This window comes from Promicromonospora umidemergens (assembly GCF_024171995.1).
Lineage (GTDB): Bacteria > Actinomycetota > Actinomycetes > Actinomycetales > Cellulomonadaceae > Promicromonospora > Promicromonospora umidemergens.
The window spans coordinates 149,492-165,104 of record NZ_JAMTCT010000012.1 but is presented as its reverse complement, the minus strand read 5'-3'; the positions used below and the strand labels follow the sequence as shown (position 1 = coordinate 165,104).

Annotated in this window: 11 protein-coding genes; 5 read left to right on the top strand and 6 right to left on the bottom strand. The window is 71.4% G+C overall.

What is annotated here, in order from left to right; translation table 11 throughout:
• Window positions 1–84 precede the first annotated feature (84 nt).
• From APR04_RS18535 to fdxA, 3 genes are all read right to left on the bottom strand, one after another.
• Window positions 85–1,392 (bottom strand): citrate synthase, encoded by a 1,308-nt coding sequence (locus tag APR04_RS18535; protein ID WP_253872834.1) that lies wholly within the window; start codon window positions 1,390–1,392, stop codon window positions 85–87.
• Window positions 1,393–1,503: 111 nt separating this feature from the next.
• On the bottom strand, window positions 1,504–2,646 hold the full coding sequence (dapC, locus tag APR04_RS18530; protein ID WP_308292368.1) for a succinyldiaminopimelate transaminase: 1,143 nt from the start codon (window positions 2,644–2,646) through the stop codon (window positions 1,504–1,506).
• Window position 2,647: 1 nt separating this feature from the next.
• On the bottom strand, window positions 2,648–2,965 hold the full coding sequence (gene fdxA, locus APR04_RS18525) for a ferredoxin (RefSeq protein WP_253872886.1): 318 nt from the start codon (window positions 2,963–2,965) through the stop codon (window positions 2,648–2,650).
• 140 nt (window positions 2,966–3,105) lie between these two features.
• Between fdxA and APR04_RS18520 the strand changes: the two genes are divergently transcribed.
• Window positions 3,106–3,408, top strand: a complete 303-nt coding sequence (locus APR04_RS18520) for a hypothetical protein (RefSeq protein ID WP_253872830.1) — start codon at window positions 3,106–3,108, stop codon at window positions 3,406–3,408.
• Here the strand turns inward: APR04_RS18520 and APR04_RS18515 are convergent.
• A complete protein-coding gene (locus APR04_RS18515; RefSeq protein ID WP_253872827.1) occupies window positions 3,383–3,580 on the bottom strand; it encodes a ferredoxin in 198 nt (65 codons plus the stop codon). The genes APR04_RS18520 and APR04_RS18515 overlap by 26 nt on opposite strands.
• 429 nt (window positions 3,581–4,009) lie before the next feature.
• Window positions 4,010–6,595, bottom strand: a complete 2,586-nt coding sequence (glgP, locus tag APR04_RS18510) for an alpha-glucan family phosphorylase (protein WP_253872825.1) — start codon at window positions 6,593–6,595, stop codon at window positions 4,010–4,012.
• 136 nt (window positions 6,596–6,731) lie between these two features.
• Between glgP and APR04_RS18505 the strand changes: the two genes are divergently transcribed.
• The 4 genes from APR04_RS18505 (at window position 6,732) to glgB (ending at window position 14,534) form a co-directional block, all read left to right on the top strand.
• The gene (locus APR04_RS18505; RefSeq protein ID WP_253872823.1) at window positions 6,732–8,837 is read left to right on the top strand and encodes an alpha-1,4-glucan--maltose-1-phosphate maltosyltransferase; all 2,106 of its coding nucleotides are present in this window, start codon (window positions 6,732–6,734) and stop codon (window positions 8,835–8,837) included.
• An 86-nt stretch (window positions 8,838–8,923) separates the two neighbouring features.
• Window positions 8,924–10,696, top strand: a complete 1,773-nt coding sequence (gene treS / locus APR04_RS18500; protein WP_372496134.1) for a maltose alpha-D-glucosyltransferase — start codon at window positions 8,924–8,926, stop codon at window positions 10,694–10,696.
• Window positions 10,693–12,204, top strand: coding sequence for a maltokinase N-terminal cap-like domain-containing protein (locus APR04_RS18495; protein WP_253872818.1), 1,512 nt, complete (start codon window positions 10,693–10,695; stop codon window positions 12,202–12,204). The genes treS and APR04_RS18495 overlap by 4 nt, the downstream gene beginning before the upstream one ends.
• Window positions 12,205–12,260: 56 nt before the next feature.
• Window positions 12,261–14,534, top strand: coding sequence for a 1,4-alpha-glucan branching protein GlgB (glgB, locus tag APR04_RS18490; RefSeq protein WP_253872816.1), 2,274 nt, complete (start codon window positions 12,261–12,263; stop codon window positions 14,532–14,534).
• A 96-nt stretch (window positions 14,535–14,630) separates the two neighbouring features.
• Here the strand turns inward: glgB and APR04_RS18485 are convergent, their stop codons facing one another.
• Window positions 14,631–15,593 (bottom strand): tetratricopeptide repeat protein, encoded by a 963-nt coding sequence (locus APR04_RS18485; RefSeq protein WP_253872813.1) that lies wholly within the window; start codon window positions 15,591–15,593, stop codon window positions 14,631–14,633.
• Window positions 15,594–15,613 lie beyond the last annotated feature (20 nt).

Here is a 15,613-nt window from a genome sequence, read left to right as displayed (position 1 = left end):
CGGGCCCGGAACTGACGTCAGTTCCGGGCCCGATCCCTGGGTAGAGCGCACCTCTCAGGGGCGACTAGCGACAGCCGACCGAAATCAGCGCCTGGACCCCGGGACGTACGGGCGCTCGGTCGCGCCGGTGTAGACCTGGCGCGGGCGGCCGATCTTCGTCTGCGGGTCCTTGATCATCTCGCGCCACTGGGCGATCCAGCCGGGCATGCGGCCCAGTGCGAACAGCGGCGTGAACATGGCCGGCTCGAAGCCCATGGCCTTGTAGATGAGGCCCGTGTAGAAGTCGACGTTCGGGTAGAGCTTGCGCTCCACGAAGTAGTCGTCCGAGAGGGCGATCTCCTCGAGCCCGCGCGCGATGTCGAGCAGCTCGTCCTTGGCGCCGAGCTTGTCGAGCACCTCGTCGGCCGACTTCTTCACGATCGCGGCGCGCGGGTCGTAGGACTTGTACACGCGGTGGCCGAAGCCCATCAGGCGCACGCCGTCCTGCTTGTTCTTGACCTTTTCCATAAAGGTCTCGACCGTCTCGCCGCCCGAGCGAATCTTCTCGAGCATCGACAGGACCGCCTCGTTGGCGCCGCCGTGCGCGGGGCCGGACAGGGCGTTCACGCCCGCGGCGACCGAGGCGTACAGCGTCGCGTTGGACGAGCCGACGACGCGCACGGTGGACGTGGAGCAGTTCTGCTCGTGGTCCGCGTGGAGCACGAGCAGCTTCTCGAGGGCGTCGACGATCATCGGGTCGGCCTCGTAGGCCTCGTACGGCGTCGCGAACGTCATCCGCAGGAAGTCCTCGACGTACCCGCGTGAGTAGTCCGGGTAGAGCAGCGGCTCACCCACACGACGTCGGTGCAGGTAGGACGTGATGGTCCGCGTCTTGGCGAGCAGCAGCACGGTGGCCAGGTCGACCTGGTCGTCGTCCGCCGGGTCGAGCGACTCCGGGTAGAACGTGGAGAGCGCGTTCACCGCGGACGCGAGCACGGCCATCGGGTGCGCGTTCCGGGGGAAGGTGCCCATGAACGTGCGGAAGTCCTCGTGCACCAGCGTGTGGCGGTTGACCCGCTCGGTGAACGTGTCGAGCTCCGCGGGGCTCGGCAGCTCTCCGTAGATGAGGAGGTAGGACACCTCGAGAAAACCCGAGCCAGAAGCGAGCTGGTCGATCGGGTACCCGCGGTAGCGCAGGATGCCGGCATCGCCGTCGATATACGTGATCGCCGATTCGCACGACGCCGTGTTCATGAAGCCCGGATCGACCGTGACCAGGCCGGTGTCCTTGAGCAGCGACGACACGACGATGCCGTCATTGCCCTCGCTCGCGGCGACGACAGGCAGGGTGTGAGAGGTTCCGTTGACGGCGAGCTCGACGCGGCTCGAGCCGTCCACCGGTGTGGAGGTCATGTCTTCCTTCCTGAATGGCGCACGAGGGACGCTGCTGAAGAAAGCAGTCGGGCAGCGTCGACCTGGGGCACGACAGTATCGCGCCCAGCTCTTGTTTTTCCAATCCGTCGGTCAAGCCTCTGTGAGGCGTGACACAGCGTCGGCAATCTGCGCGTCAGTGGCGGTGAGCGCCACTCGCGTGTGCTTGTCGTCGCCGTACAAGTGTCCTGGCGCAGTCAGGATGCCGCGCTCGGCGAACCATTCGGCGAGCTGCTGCCCGGAGCGGCCGTCCCGGGCCGCCACCCAGAGGTACAGACCGGCACCCGACTCGTCCACGGTGAGCCCCGCGGCGGCGAGCGCGGCGGCGAGCGCCCGACGCCGGGCACCGTAGGTCGCGCGCTGGGCGGCGACGTGCTCGTCATCGGACAGGGCCGCCGTCATCGCCGCCTGCACCGGGGCGGGCACGATGAGGCCCAGGTGCTTGCGGATCTGCGTGAGCTCGGCGATCACCGCGGCGTCGCCCGCCAGGAACGCCGCGCGGTAGCCGGCGATGCTGGACTGCTTCGAGAGCGAGTACGCCGCGAGCAGGCCCTCGTGGGAACCGCCGCACACGCGCGGGTCGAGCACCGACGGGACACCGCCGTGACCCGGCCCTGCGCCAGGGTCCGCGACCCACGGCGCCTCCCAGGCCAGCTCCGCATAGCACTCGTCGGACACGACCACTGCGCCGATGGCGCGCGCGGCCTCCACCACAGCGCGCAGGGCCTCGACGTCCAGCACGCGACCGGTGGGGTTGCCCGGGCTGTTCACCCAGACCATCCTGACGTCGTCCCGGCCGGCCCAGTCGGCGACGTCGTCGCACCCGAGCGGCGTGGCGCCGGCCGCACGGATGCCCGCCACGTACGTCGGGTAGGCGACGGCCGGATGCACCACGACGTCACCCGGGCCGAGGTGCAGCAGCGAGGGCAGCAGACCGACCAGCTCCTTGGAGCCGATAGTCGGCACCACGGCGGCTGGGTCGAGACCGGGCACGCCCCGGCGCCGGGCGAACCAGTCGGCGACGGCCTGCCGCAGCGCGGGTGTGCCCGCCGTCATCGGGTAGCCAGGCGCGTCCGACGCCGCTTCGAGCGCGTGCCGCACGACCTCTGGTGTCGGGTCCACGGGCGTGCCCATGGAGAGGTCGACCAGCCCGCCCGGATGGGCTCTGGCGGTCGCCGCGATGCCGGCGATCGAGTCCCAGGGGTACGACAGGTCGGAGAGGTCGTGCAGGCCCACGTCAGGCCTGGGGCGGGAGAGCCGCGATCATCGGGTCGTCCTTCTCGATGATGCCCATCTTCGCGGCACCGCCGGGCGACCCGAGGTCGTCGAAGAACTCGACGTTCGCGCGGTAGTAGTCCTTCCACTCATCGGGGACGTCGTCCTCGTAGTAGATGGCCTCGACCGGGCAGACCGGCTCGCACGCGCCGCAGTCCACGCACTCGTCCGGGTGGATGTACAGGGAGCGGCTGCCCTCGTAGATGCAGTCCACGGGACACTCCTCGATGCACGCCTTGTCCTTGAGGTCGACGCACGGCTGAGCGATCACGTAGGTCACTTCGAGGGTGTCCTTCCACGTCCGGACTGGGGGGGTCATGCACGATGCGGTCCGCGGGACGAACCCGGCGGCGCGATCCTAGTATCTCCCGGAAGACCGTCAGATCCCCACCGGTCTCACGCAGCGGAAGGAGAATCGACGTGACGTTCGCTACACCGCCGGTCCCGGCGGGCGGTTGGCGCGCCCTCCGGCCCGGAACCCGGGTGGTGGTCCGGCTCCGGCTCGCGCCAGCGGGCCCTGTCGTGTCCAACGGCGGCACGGCGTACCGCTGGACGGACCTGATCGGCTTTATCGTGGAGGTGTCCGACGCCGGGCTGCGGCTGCGCACCGACCCGGTGCCCGGCCGCGGGGAGCCGCGGGAGGTCTCCGTCGCGGCCGCCGACATCGAGACCGCCAAGCCGATCCCCCCGAGGCCCGTCAGGCGTTCTGGTCCACCCAGATGACGCCGGTCGGGCACATGCTCACTGCCTCCTGCACCGCGAAGTCGAGCTCCGGGCCCGGCCGCTCGTCGAGCAGGATGACCCGGTCGTCCTCGTCCTGCCCGAACACGTCGGGAGCGAGCAGTGCGCACTGGCCGGCGCCACAGCAGGCGTCACGGTCCACATTGATCTTCATGGGTCCACTCTTCCCACCCGAGGGGCAGTTCGCCTAATCGAACCGCCAGTGGGCCGTCCTGGAGGACACCGCTCGAGTGCGCCGGGATACCGACGTCGGGGGCCGGGGGCCGAACCGCAGGCTGGCTGCGTGCCAGGCAGCCCGGACCGACGTCGAACCGCAATTTGTTCGTCCTGGTGGCCGCCGAACCGCAAGTTAGCCGGGCGGCTGGCGCCGAACCGCAAGTTGGTCGTGGGACCGGCCGCCGAACCGCAAGTTCGACGTTGCCGCAGGCGCCGAACCGAAGGCTGCACGTCTATCCGGGCCTTGATTGACGGCTCCGTTGCGGTTCGGCGTCCGGCTCCACAGCCAACCTGCGCCTCGACACCCAGCCCGACAACCAACCTGCGCCTCGACACCGAACAGTCCACCGCCCGGAGCGAGCCTCGGTCAGGCGTTGGCCACCAGGCCCAGCTCCGCGACGCTCGTCAGGTGCGGGTGCTTCGGCACGATCCGGACGGTGTAGCCGAACGGCCCGGACGTGTCCAGGTCGACCTCCCCGCCGAACGCGTGCCGCCCCGCCTCGTAGGACTCGGTGAACGCGAGCTGCTCGGCGGCGAACTCCTCGATCACGTCGGCCTCCGTGACCCGACCGTGCACCACCTGCACGGCGACGTCGTCGGGCGACAGGTCCCCGAGCGAGACGTAGGCGCGCACCGTGAGCCGGTCGCCGACCTGGACCGCCTCGCCGATGCCCGCCGACTCCACGTGGTCCACACGCACCTGGGACCAGGAGCTGCGCACATGGGCCTTCCAGCCCGCCAGGTCCTTCGCCGCGGCGAACCCGTCGGCCAGGAGGGTGCGGCCGGCCTCGGCCGCCGGTGCGTACAGCCCGTGCACGTACTCGGAGACCATGCGCGTGGCCTGGACCTTCGGGCCGAGCGTGGCCAGCGTGTGCCGCACCATCTCGAGCCACCGGCCGGGCACGCCGTCAGCGGACCGGTCGTAGAACGCGGGCGCCACCTGGGACTCGACGAGGTCGTACAGCGCGGCAGCTTCCAGGTCGTCGCGGCGGTCGGCGTCCTCGACGCCGTCGGCCGTCGGGATGCCCCAGCCGTTCTCGTCGTCGTACCACTCGGCCCACCAGCCGTCCTCGATCGAGAGGTTCAGGCCGCCGTTGAGCGCGCTCTTCATCCCGGAGGTCCCGGACGCCTCCAGCGGGCGCAGCGGGTTGTTCAGCCAGACGTCGCAGCCCGGGTACAGGGACTGCGCCATGCCGATGTCGTAGTTCGGCAGGAACACGATGCGGTGGCGCACCTCAGGGTCGTCGGCGAACCGGACCAACTGCTGGATGAGCCGCTTGCCGGAGTCGTCGGCCGGGTGCGACTTGCCCGCCACGATCAGCTGCACCGGCCGCTCGGGGTGCAGCAGGAGCGCCTTGAGGCGGTCCTGGTCGCGCAGCATGAGCGTGAGCCGCTTGTAGGTGGGCACCCGCCGGGCGAAGCCGATGGTGAGCACGTCAGGTGACAGGACGTCGTCCACCCAGCCGAGCTCGGCGGGGGACGCACCGCGCTCGCGCCAGGACTTGCGCACCCGGCGCCGAGCCTCGGCCACGAGCTCGCCGCGCATCTCGCCGCGCAGGGCCCACAGCTCGGCGTCGGACACGTTGCTCGCGTCCAGCCAGCCCGACGACGCCTCGGGCGCCGTGAGCTGGTCCAGCCCCATCCGCTCCGCCTCCACGGCGGCCAGCCGCGGAGCGACCCACGTGGGCGAGTGCACGCCGTTGGTGACCGACGTGATCGGCACCTCGCGCGCGTCGAAGCCGGGCCACAGGCCCTCGAACATCTCCCGCGAGACCTGGCCGTGCAGGAGCGAGACACCGTTCGCCCGGCCACCGAGCCGCAGGCCCATCACGGCCATGTTGAACACGGTGGGGTCACCACCGTCGTAGTCCTCCGAGCCGAGCGCCAGCACGCTCTCCAGCGGCACGCCGTCCATCATGTTGTCGCCGCCGAAGTACGCGCTGACCAGGTCCTTCGGGAACCGGTCGATGCCGGCGGGGACTGGCGTGTGTGTGGTGAAGACCGTGGCGGCACGCACGGCCTCGTGCGCCTCGCCGACGCTCAGACCCGACCCGACGAGCTCACGGATGCGCTCCACGCCGAGGAAGCCCGCATGCCCCTCGTTGGTGTGGTAGACCTCCGGCTCCGGCGCACCGGTGAGGCGGGACCAGGCACGCAGCGCCCGCACGCCTCCGACGCCGAGCAGCAGCTCCTGCTGCAGGCGGTGCTCCCCGCCGCCCCCGTAGAGCCGGTCGGTCACCTTGCGGGCGGCCTCGTCGTTCTCCTGCACGTTCGAGTCGAGCAGCAGCAGCGGCACGCGGCCGACGGCGGCCACCCAGACGTGCGCGTGCAGCGTGCGTCCCCCGGGCAGGTCGAGCGAGATGACGGCGGGTGTGCCGTCCTCCTCGCGCAGGACCGCGAGCGGCAGCCCGTCCGGGTCGAGCAGGGGGTAGGTCTCCACCTGCCAGGCGTCGCGGGTGAGCGACTGCCGAAAGTAGCCGGCGCCGTAGAGCAGGCCCACGCCGACGATGGGCACACCCATGTCGGAGGCGCTCTTCAGGTGGTCGCCGGCGAGGATGCCGAGACCGCCCGAGTACTGCGGCAGCACCGAGGTGATGCCGAACTCCGGGGAGAAGTAGGCGATCGCACGCGGCAGCTCGCCGCCCGACGCCGTCGGCCGACCCTGGTACCACTGCGGGTCCCGCAGGTAGTGGTGCAGGTCGTCGGACAGGGCATGCACGCGGCCCGTGAACTCGTCGGAGGCCGCGAGCGCCGCGAGGCGGTCGGACCCGAGCGCGGCGAGCAGGGCGACAGGGTCACCGCGGACGTCGGCCCAGAGCTCCGGGTCGATGCTCTCGAACAGCTCGCGCGTGGGCGCGTGCCAGGACCAGCGAAGGTTCTGGGCCAGCTCGTCGAGCGCCACGAGCTGCTCGGGGAGGACCGTGCGGACGGTGAATCTGCGGATCGCTCTCACGGGAGTGAAGACTACGCACATGTCCGGGCGGGCACACCTGTTGTCGAGGGCTTCACCGACCCGTCCGACGACGTTCACCGGAACCTCGGCGCGCCCGAAAGGCGAGTCCCCCTGACCGGTCGATAGCGTGGTCCGGGTGAGCCAGCACACGACACCCGGCCAGATCAGCCGCATCCCCGTTCTCGAGGTCGCACCCGTGGTCGAGGGCGGTCGGTGGCCGGCGAAAGCCGCCGTCGGCGAGGTGGTGCCGATCGACGCCACGGTCTTCCGCGAGGGGCACGACGCCGTCTCCGCCACGGCCGTGCTCGTCGCCCCGGACGGCTCGGACCACGCGTGGGCGCCGATGACCGATATCTCTCCCGGCCTGGACCACTTCCGCGGTTTTCTGCAGCCCGACGCCGAGGGTGACTGGTCGTTCCGGGTCGAGGGCTGGTCCGACCCCTACGCCACCTGGGTGCACGACGCCGGGATCAAGATCGGCGCAGACATCGACACCGAGCTGATGCTCGCGGAAGGGGTGCGGCTGTTCGACAGGATCTGCCGCCTGGTGCCGGAGGACGCACTGGTCGCTCCGGGCCGGACCACTCGCGCCGCGCGTGCCCTGACGGCGGCGCGGCGGGCCCTCGGTGACGCCACCCGGCCGGCGCAGGCCCGGTTCGCGGCGGCGACGTCGCCCGAGGTTACCGAGGCCCTGCGGCGCGCGCCCCTGCGCGAGCTCGTCTCGGCGTCGGACACCTACCCGCTGCGGGTGTCGCGGCGACTGGCGCTGGCCGGGTCCTGGTACGAGATGTTCCCCCGCTCGGAGGGCGCGTACCGGAAGAAGGACGGCACGTGGGTGTCCGGCACGTTCACGACGGCGGCGAAGCGGCTGCCGGGCATCGCCGCGATGGGGTTCGACGTCGTCTACCTGACGCCGGTCTCCCCCATCGGCACGACGTTCCGCAAGGGGCGCAACAACTCGCTCGACGCGCAGCCGGGCGACCCGGGCAGCCCGTACGCGATCGGGTCGGCGGACGGCGGGCACGACGCGATCCACCCCGACCTGGGCACGGAGAAGAGCTTCCGGCGCTTCGTGGCGGCGGCCCGCGCCCAGGGCCTAGAGGTGGCGCTCGACATCGCGCTGCAGTGCTCCCCCGACCATCCCTGGGTCACCGAGCATCCCGAGTGGTTCGTGGTGCGCGCGGACGGGTCCATCGCGTACGCGGAGAACCCGCCCAAGAAGTACCAGGACATCTACCCGCTCAGCTTCGACACCGACCCTGAGGGCCTGTACGTGGCGGTGCTGGACGTGATCCGCACGTGGATCGACCGGGGCGTCACCTTGTTCCGGGTCGACAACCCGCACACCAAGCCCCTGGACTTCTGGGAGTGGCTCCTCGCGGAGGTGCACGCGACCAACCCGGAGGTCATCTTCCTCTCGGAGGCGTTCACCAAGCCGGCGATGATGCAGACGCTGGCGCGGATCGGCTTCCACCAGTCGTACACCTACTTCACCTGGCGCAACACCAAGGAGGAGATCGCGGAGTACCTGACCGAGGTGAGCGGGCCGCAGGGCTCGGTGCTGCGCCCGTCCTTCTGGCCCACCACCCACGACATCCTGCCGCCCTACCTGACCGACGGCGGCGTCGCGGCGTTCGCCGTGCGGGCGGTGCTGGCCGCCACCGGTTCGCCCACGTGGGGCATCTACTCGGGCTACGAGCTCGTGGAGAGCACTCCCCGGCCCGGCGCCGAGGAGCAGATCGACAACGAGAAGTACGAGTACCGGCCCCGGGACTGGGCGGCCGCCGACGAGTACGGGATAGCGCTCCTGCTGGGCAAGCTGAACGAGGTGCGCCGCGCGCACCCCGCCCTGACGCAGCTCCGGAACCTGACGGTCCATCCCACGACGAACAGCCACGTGCTCGCCTTCTCCCGCCGAATCTCGGCCGATCACGCGTCGCGCGCGACAGCGGCGCCGCAGGGCCGCACCATGAGAGCAGGGGGTAACGACCGGCGTGCCCCGCGGCACGACGACGTGATCGTGGTCGTGCTGAACCTGGACCCGCGGAACGTACAGGAGTCAGTAGTGCACCTGGACCTTTCCGCCCTCGGCCTCAGTGCTCCCGAGGGCGACGAGAACGCCCCCTTCTTCGTGGCACACGACCTGTTGTCCGGCGAGACCTTCGGCTGGGGAGCACATCCCTGGGTCCGGCTCGACCCGCAGGTTCGCGTGGCCCACGTCCTCCAGGTCGGTCCGGCATGACGACGTTCGGACCGGGTGGCCCCGCAGTCGGGCCGCCGGAGGGCTATCCCGAGGCGGCCGGGGGCGCACAGCCCGAGCGGCCCAGCATGCCGAACCCGCCGTCGGTGCCCGTGCCCGTGCAGGCCCTGCCGCCGCGGCGGCAGCCACGCGTCGACGCCCGGCGCAAGGGCCTGTCGGCAGACCCGGAGTGGTACAAGAAGGCGGTCTTCTACGAGGTCATGATCCGGTCGTTCTCCGACTCGGGCGACAACGGGTCCGGTGACCTGCGCGGCCTCGTGGACCGGCTCGACTACCTGGAGTGGCTCGGCGTCGACTGCCTGTGGTTGCCGCCGTTCTTCCCGTCACCGCTGCGCGACGGCGGGTACGACGTCGCGGACTTCACCGCGGTCTCGCCGCAGTACGGGACCATCGCGGACTTCAGCGCCCTGGTCGCCGCAGCCCACGAGCGGGGCATCCGCGTGGTGATCGACCTGGTCATGAACCACACCAGCGACGCCCACCCGTGGTTCCAGGCCTCGCGCGCCGACCCGGACGGCCCGTACGGCGACTTCTACGTGTGGAGCGACGACCCCACCCGCTACGAGGGCGCGCGCATCATCTTCGTGGACACGGAGACGTCGAACTGGACGTTCGACCCGGTGCGGCGGGAGTACTTCTGGCACCGGTTCTTCAACCACCAGCCCGACCTGAACTTCGAGAACCCGCGCGTCGTGGAGGCGATGCTCGACGTCGCGCGGTTCTGGCTGCAGCTCGGCGTGGACGGCTTCCGGCTCGACGCCGTGCCGTACCTGTTCGAGGCCGAGGGCACCAACTGCGAGAACCTGCCCGAGACGCACGTCTTCCTGCGCAAGGTGCGGCGGATGCTCGACGCGGAGTTCCCTGGCCGCATCATGCTGGCCGAGGCCAACCAGTGGCCGGCGGACGTGGTCGGGTACTTCGGCACGGAGGACGAGCCCGAGTGCCACATGTGCTTCCACTTCCCCGTGATGCCGCGCATCTTCTACGCGATCCGCGACCAGCGGGCGCGCCAGCTCCTGGAGATCCTCGCCGACACCCCGGCCATTCCTGCGGGCGGGCAGTGGAGCACGTTCCTGCGCAACCATGACGAGCTCACCCTGGAGATGGTGTCGACGGAGGAGCGCGCCAGCATGTACGGCTGGTACGCCCCCGACCCCCGGATGCGGGCCAACGTGGGGATCCGACGGCGGCTCGCCCCGCTGCTGGACAACGCCCGCAAGGAGATCGAGCTGGCCAACGCGCTGCTGCTGTCGCTGCCCGGCACCCCGTGCCTGTACTACGGCGACGAGATCGGCATGGGCGACAACATCTGGCTGCCCGACCGGGACGCCGTGCGCACGCCCATGCAGTGGACGCCGGACCGCAACGCCGGCTTCTCGACCGCCGACCCGGGCAAGCTCTACCTGCCGCTCGTGCAGTCGCTGGTGCACCACTACCAGCACACGAACGTGGAGGCGCAGCTCGCCCAGCCCACCTCGCTGCTGCACTGGACGCACAACATGCTGGCGTTCCGGCGGCTGCACCCCGCGTTCGGCACCGGCGACTTCACCGCGCTCGACTGCAACGACGAGTCGGTCATCGCGTTCACCCGCACCGCGGCCGAGGAGACGCTGCTGGTGGCCGCGAACCTGTCGGCCACCGCACGGTCCTCGACGATCAAGCTCCCGGGCTACGCCGGCTGGACGCTCACCGACGTGTTCGGCGGCGCCGGGTTCCCGAGCGTCGGTGAGGACGGGATCCTGACCATGACGTGGGGCGCGCGGGACTTCTACTGGCTGGTCCTGGCCCCGCCGGTGCGGGCAGCGGCAGGCGGCCCGGCCGGGCAGGCGCGAGAGGTGTGAGCCCGGCGCGACACGTCCACGTCTCTCCCGGCGCCGCGCACCTCACCCCCGAGGTGCTGCGGCTGCTGGACGTGTGGCTGCCCGAGCAGCGCTGGTACCCGGTACCCACAGAAGGTGTGGCGCACGAGCCGTGGCTCACCGTCACGTTCCCCGGCGTGGCCGACGTCGTCGTCGCGCTCCTGCGGCTGCACGGCCCCGGCCTGGCCACCGGCGACGAGTCGCTGGTGATCCAGGTGCCGCTGGTGCTCACCCCCACCGCGGAGCCGACGGCCGACACCGCCGACACGGAGGCCGCAGGCCTGATCGGCACCGTGGCGACGGCGTCGGGCACCGTCACGGTGCACGACGGCGGTGCCCACCCCGCCGCCTGGCACGCCTACCTCGCCACGGCGCTCCCCGACGCCGGCGGACCAGAGGTCTGCGACAAGCTGGCCGGAGCGCGGCGGATCTCCGGGGAGCAGTCGAACACCTCGGTCATGCTCCCGGCCATGAACCACGGCACCGGGCGGGGCGGGATGCTGAAGATCCTGCGGACCGTCGCGCTGGGCCCGCACCCCGACGTCGTGATCCCGGCGGCCCTGACCAAGGCCGCCTGGGCCGGAGTCCCCCGCTTCCTCGGCGCCGTCGAGCTGCCCGCGCCCGATGCCGTGGCCGACCCCCGGGAGCCCCGCGACGTCCCACCGCGCACCGAGGACCCGTCGTGGGGCAAGACCGGCGGGCCCCTGGCCCACCTCGCCGTGCTGTCCGAGCTCGTCGCGGACGCCACCGACGGGTTCGAGCTGGCCTGCGCGTACGCCGAGCGTGACGAGGACTTCGGCGAGCGAGCCGCTGAGCTCGGCGCCGCCGTCGCCCACCTGCACGCGGTCCTGCGCCAGGCGCTGGGTCCCGGCCCGGCGCTCGAGCCCGCCGGCTTCATGGGAGTGCTGCGCCGCCGCGCCGCCGAAGCCTTCGCCGACGTACCGGACCTGGCACCGCAGCGCGCCGGGGTCTCCGCCCTGTTCGACGCCGTCAGCACGCGCCTTGCCGCCGTCGCCGAGCGCACAGGCGGCATGGTGCCGCTGCAGCCGATCCACGGTGACCTGCACCTCGGCCAGGCCCTGCACGCGCCCGGCGGCTGGAAGATCCTCGACTTCGAGGGCGAGCCGCAGCGCCCCGTCGCCGAACGCGTAGCGCCCGACCTGCCGCTGCGCGACGTCGCAGGGATGCTCCGCTCGCTGGACTACGCGGCCGCCGTCGGGCGGGCCACCGATCCGCACTGGGTCTCGCACGCGCAGGTCAGCTTTCTCGAGGGGTACCGCCAGGCCAGCGGCGAGACGCACGGCGGGCCGGTGCACGCGGTGGCGGGGGCGGCCACGTCCGGTAGCGAGCTCGATGTCGCTACCGCCGAGCTGCTCCTGCGCGCGCTCGTCGTGGACAAAGCGCTCTACGAGGTGGTCTACGAGTTCCGGCACCGTCCCGCGTGGATGCACATCCCACTGACCGCCGTCGAACGCGTGCTCAGCTCGTGACCTCTACCAGCCCCGACGTGTCGCACGTCACCTGCCCCCCATGGAAAGGTGAGCCCATGGCAGACCTGCCCGACGTCGACCTCGAGGTCCTGACAGCTATCGCGTCCGGAACCCACCATGATCCGCACACCGTGCTCGGCCCCCATCTGCTCGACGGGCCCTGGACCGTGGTGCGTGCCCTGCGCCCGCTCGCCGACGAGGTGGTGATGGTGACCACCTCGGGCGGCGAGGTGAGCGCGACCCACCAGGGCGCGGGGGTGTGGGCGGCCGCCGTGCCGGCCACCGAGGGTCCCGACGGGTCCCGGCACGCGCCCGACTACCGCATCCGCACCCGGTCGGGCACACATGCCTGGACCTCTGACGATCCGTACCGGTTCCTGCCCACCCTTGGTGAGGTCGACCTGCACCTGATCGGCGAGGGGCGGCACGAGCAGCTCTGGCAGGTGCTCGGCGCCAATCTGCACCGGTATCCGAGTGCGACCGGCGACATCGCCGGCGTCGCCTTCGCCGTGTGGGCGCCGAACGCGCGGGGCGTACGGCTCGTGGGCGACCACAACGGCTGGGGCGGCACGCACCCCATGCGGTCGCTGGGTTCCACGGGCGTCTGGGAGCTCTTCGTCCCGGACGTCGGCCCTGGCCTGCGGTACAAGTACGAGATCCTGGGGGCCGACGGCGTCTGGCGGGCCAAGGCCGACCCCCTCGCCAAGGCGACGGAAGAGCCGCCCGCGACCGCGAGCGTCGTGACGGACTCGGTCCACGAGTGGCACGACGAGGCGTGGCTCACCGCCCGGACGGCCACCGACCCGCACTCCGCGCCGTTGAGCGTCTACGAGGTGCACCTGGGCTCGTGGCGGCCGGGCCTCGGCTACCGCGAGCTCGCGGAGCAGCTGACGGCGTACGTCACGGAGCAGGGGTTCACGCACGTCGAGCTGATGCCCGTCGCGGAGCACCCGTACGGCGGGTCCTGGGGCTACCAGGTCACCAGCTACTACGCGCCGACCGCGCGGTTCGGCTCGCCCGACGACTTCCGGTACCTCGTGGACCGGCTCCACCAGGCCGGGATCGGCATCATCCTCGACTGGGTTCCCGCGCACTTCCCGCGCGACGAGTTCGCGCTGTCCCGGTTCGACGGCGCGCCGCTGTACGAGCACCCCGACCCCCGGCGCGGAGAGCAGCAGGACTGGGGCACGCTGATCTTCGACTTCGGCCGGCGCGAGGTGCGCAACTTTCTGGTGGCGAACGCGACCTACTGGTTCGAGGAGTTCCACGTCGACGCGCTGCGCGTCGACGCCGTCGCCTCCATGCTCTACCTCGACTACTCCCGCAAGGACGGGGAGTGGACACCCAACATGCACGGCGGGCGGGAGAACCTCGAGGCCATCGCGTTCCTCCAGGAGGCGAACGCCACCGCGTACCGCCGCACCCCCGGCGTCATGATGATCGCCGAGGAGTCGACGGCGTTCCCCCGGGTCACGGGCCCGACGTCGAGCGGGGGGCTGGGCTTCGGCCTGAAGTGGAACATGGGCTGGATGAACGACTCGCTCCGCTACCTCGCGGAGGACCCGTACAACCGGCGCTACCACCACGGCGAGCTCACGTTCTCGCTCGTGTACGCGTTCACCGAGCAGTTCGTGCTGCCGATCAGCCACGACGAGGTGGTCCACGGCAAGGGGTCCTTGCTGGGCAAGATGCCCGGCGACCGGTGGCAGCAGCTCGCAGGCGTACGGTCCTTCCTCGCCTACCAGTGGACCCACCCCGGCAAGCAGCTGCTGTTCATGGGGTGCGAGTTCGCGCAGGAGTCCGAGTGGTCCGAGTCGGACGGGCTGCCCTGGCACCTGCTCGGCGATGCCGGGCACGCCGGCGTGCAGCACCTGGTCCGGGACCTGAACGCGCTCTACCGCGGGACGCCGGCGCTGTGGGAGCTGGACTTCGACCACACCGGGTTCGAGTGGCTCGAGGGTGACGACGCCGACCACAACGTGCTGGCCTACGTGCGCCGGTCACGCTCGGGCGACCCGGTCGTGGTGATCGTGAACTTCGCCGGTGTGCCGCACGAGGGGTACCGGCTGCCGCTGCCGACGCTGCCGCTGGTCGAGCCCGACCTGGTGGTCGCACCCGTCGGGACCGGGGCGCCGACGAGCACGGCGACCGTGTCGTCCGTGTGGCGGGAGGCGCTGAACACCGACGCAGGTGTGTACGGCGGGTCCGGCGTGGGGAACATGGGCCGTGTACAGGCGGAGCCGGTACCGCACCACGGCCGCGCGTGGTCGGCCGTAGTCCGGATCCCGCCCCTGGCCGCGCTGGTCCTCGTCCCGGCCGACCGCAGCTAGCGGCGGCCCTCTCTCCTTCGAGGCCTAAGTTGCTTCGCTTTGAACCGCCTGAAAGCGAAGTAACTTAGGCCTCGAAGGGGAGAGGGGTGTCAGGAGTCAGTACAGGCTGAGCGCCAGGCGCTTGCGGGCCTTGCTCACCCGCGGGTCCGTCGTGCCGGCCACCTCGAAGAGGTCGAGCAGCCGGACGCGGAGCTTCTCCTTGCCCTCGGCGTCGGCGTCGGGCAGCAGGTCGAGCAGGCGCGCGAACGCGTCGTCCACCTTGCCGCCCAGCATGTCCAGGTCGGCGACGGCGAGCGCGGCGTCGACGTCGGACGGCGCGGCCGCCGCGGCCTGGCGCACCGTGGCGAGGTCAGCGTCGTGCGTGCGCTGCATGAGGCGCACCTGCGCGAGTCCGGCGGTCGCGTCGGAGTCCTTGGGATCCTGGCGCAGAGCCTTGGCGTAGGCGTCCGCCGCGGCGTCCAGGTCGTCGCGCTCGATCGCGTCGTACGCCTCCTGGTGCAGCGGCGGCAGGGGCTGCTCGGCCTCGGCCTCCGGCTCGTCGGCGGCCGGCACCGCGCCAGGGGCACGGCCCGTGACGCCGTTCTGCTCGGCGGCGGCCAGCACCTGGTCCAGCACGTCGCGGATCTGCTGCTCGTCTGCGGCACCCTGGAACAGGGGCAGGGGCTGGCCCTGCAGCACCGCGACGACGGTGGGCACGCCCTGCACCTGGAACGCGGCGGCGACCTGCGGCGAGGCCTGCGCGTCGACGCGCCCCAGGACGAACCGCCCGCCGTACTCCTCGGCGAGGCGACCCAGCGTAGCGCCGAGCTCGGCGTTCGCCTGGTCGGTCGGGATCCAGACCAGCATCACCACCGGGTAGGTGGACGAGTCGCGAATCAGCTGTTCGAAGTTCGTCTCGCTGACGTCCACCACGAAGCCGCCGGCTTCGGGTGCGCCACCGGGTTCACCAGGCGGTGGTGCCTGAGGGCGGTTGAGGGCGGACAGGTCGACGGCGCCGCGCACCGCGAACTCGGGCTGGGCGCTCCGGGCGGGCCCGGGCTGAGGGGACGTACTGCTCATGGGGTAATCCTAGTGACTCG

Excerpts from the sequence above, each read along its gene's own strand:
- APR04_RS18535 (WP_253872834.1), bottom strand. The coding sequence starts at position 1,392 with ATGACCTCCACACCGGTGGACGGCTCGAGCCGCGTCGAGCTCGCCGTC.
- treS (WP_372496134.1), top strand. The coding sequence starts at position 8,924 with ATGCCGAACCCGCCGTCGGTGCCCGTGCCCGTGCAGGCCCTGCCGCCG.
- APR04_RS18485 (WP_253872813.1), bottom strand. The coding sequence starts at position 15,593 with ATGAGCAGTACGTCCCCTCAGCCCGGGCCCGCCCGGAGCGCCCAGCCC.
- glgB (WP_253872816.1), top strand. The coding sequence starts at position 12,261 with ATGGCAGACCTGCCCGACGTCGACCTCGAGGTCCTGACAGCTATCGCG.
- APR04_RS18515 (WP_253872827.1), bottom strand. The coding sequence starts at position 3,580 with ATGAAGATCAATGTGGACCGTGACGCCTGCTGTGGCGCCGGCCAGTGC.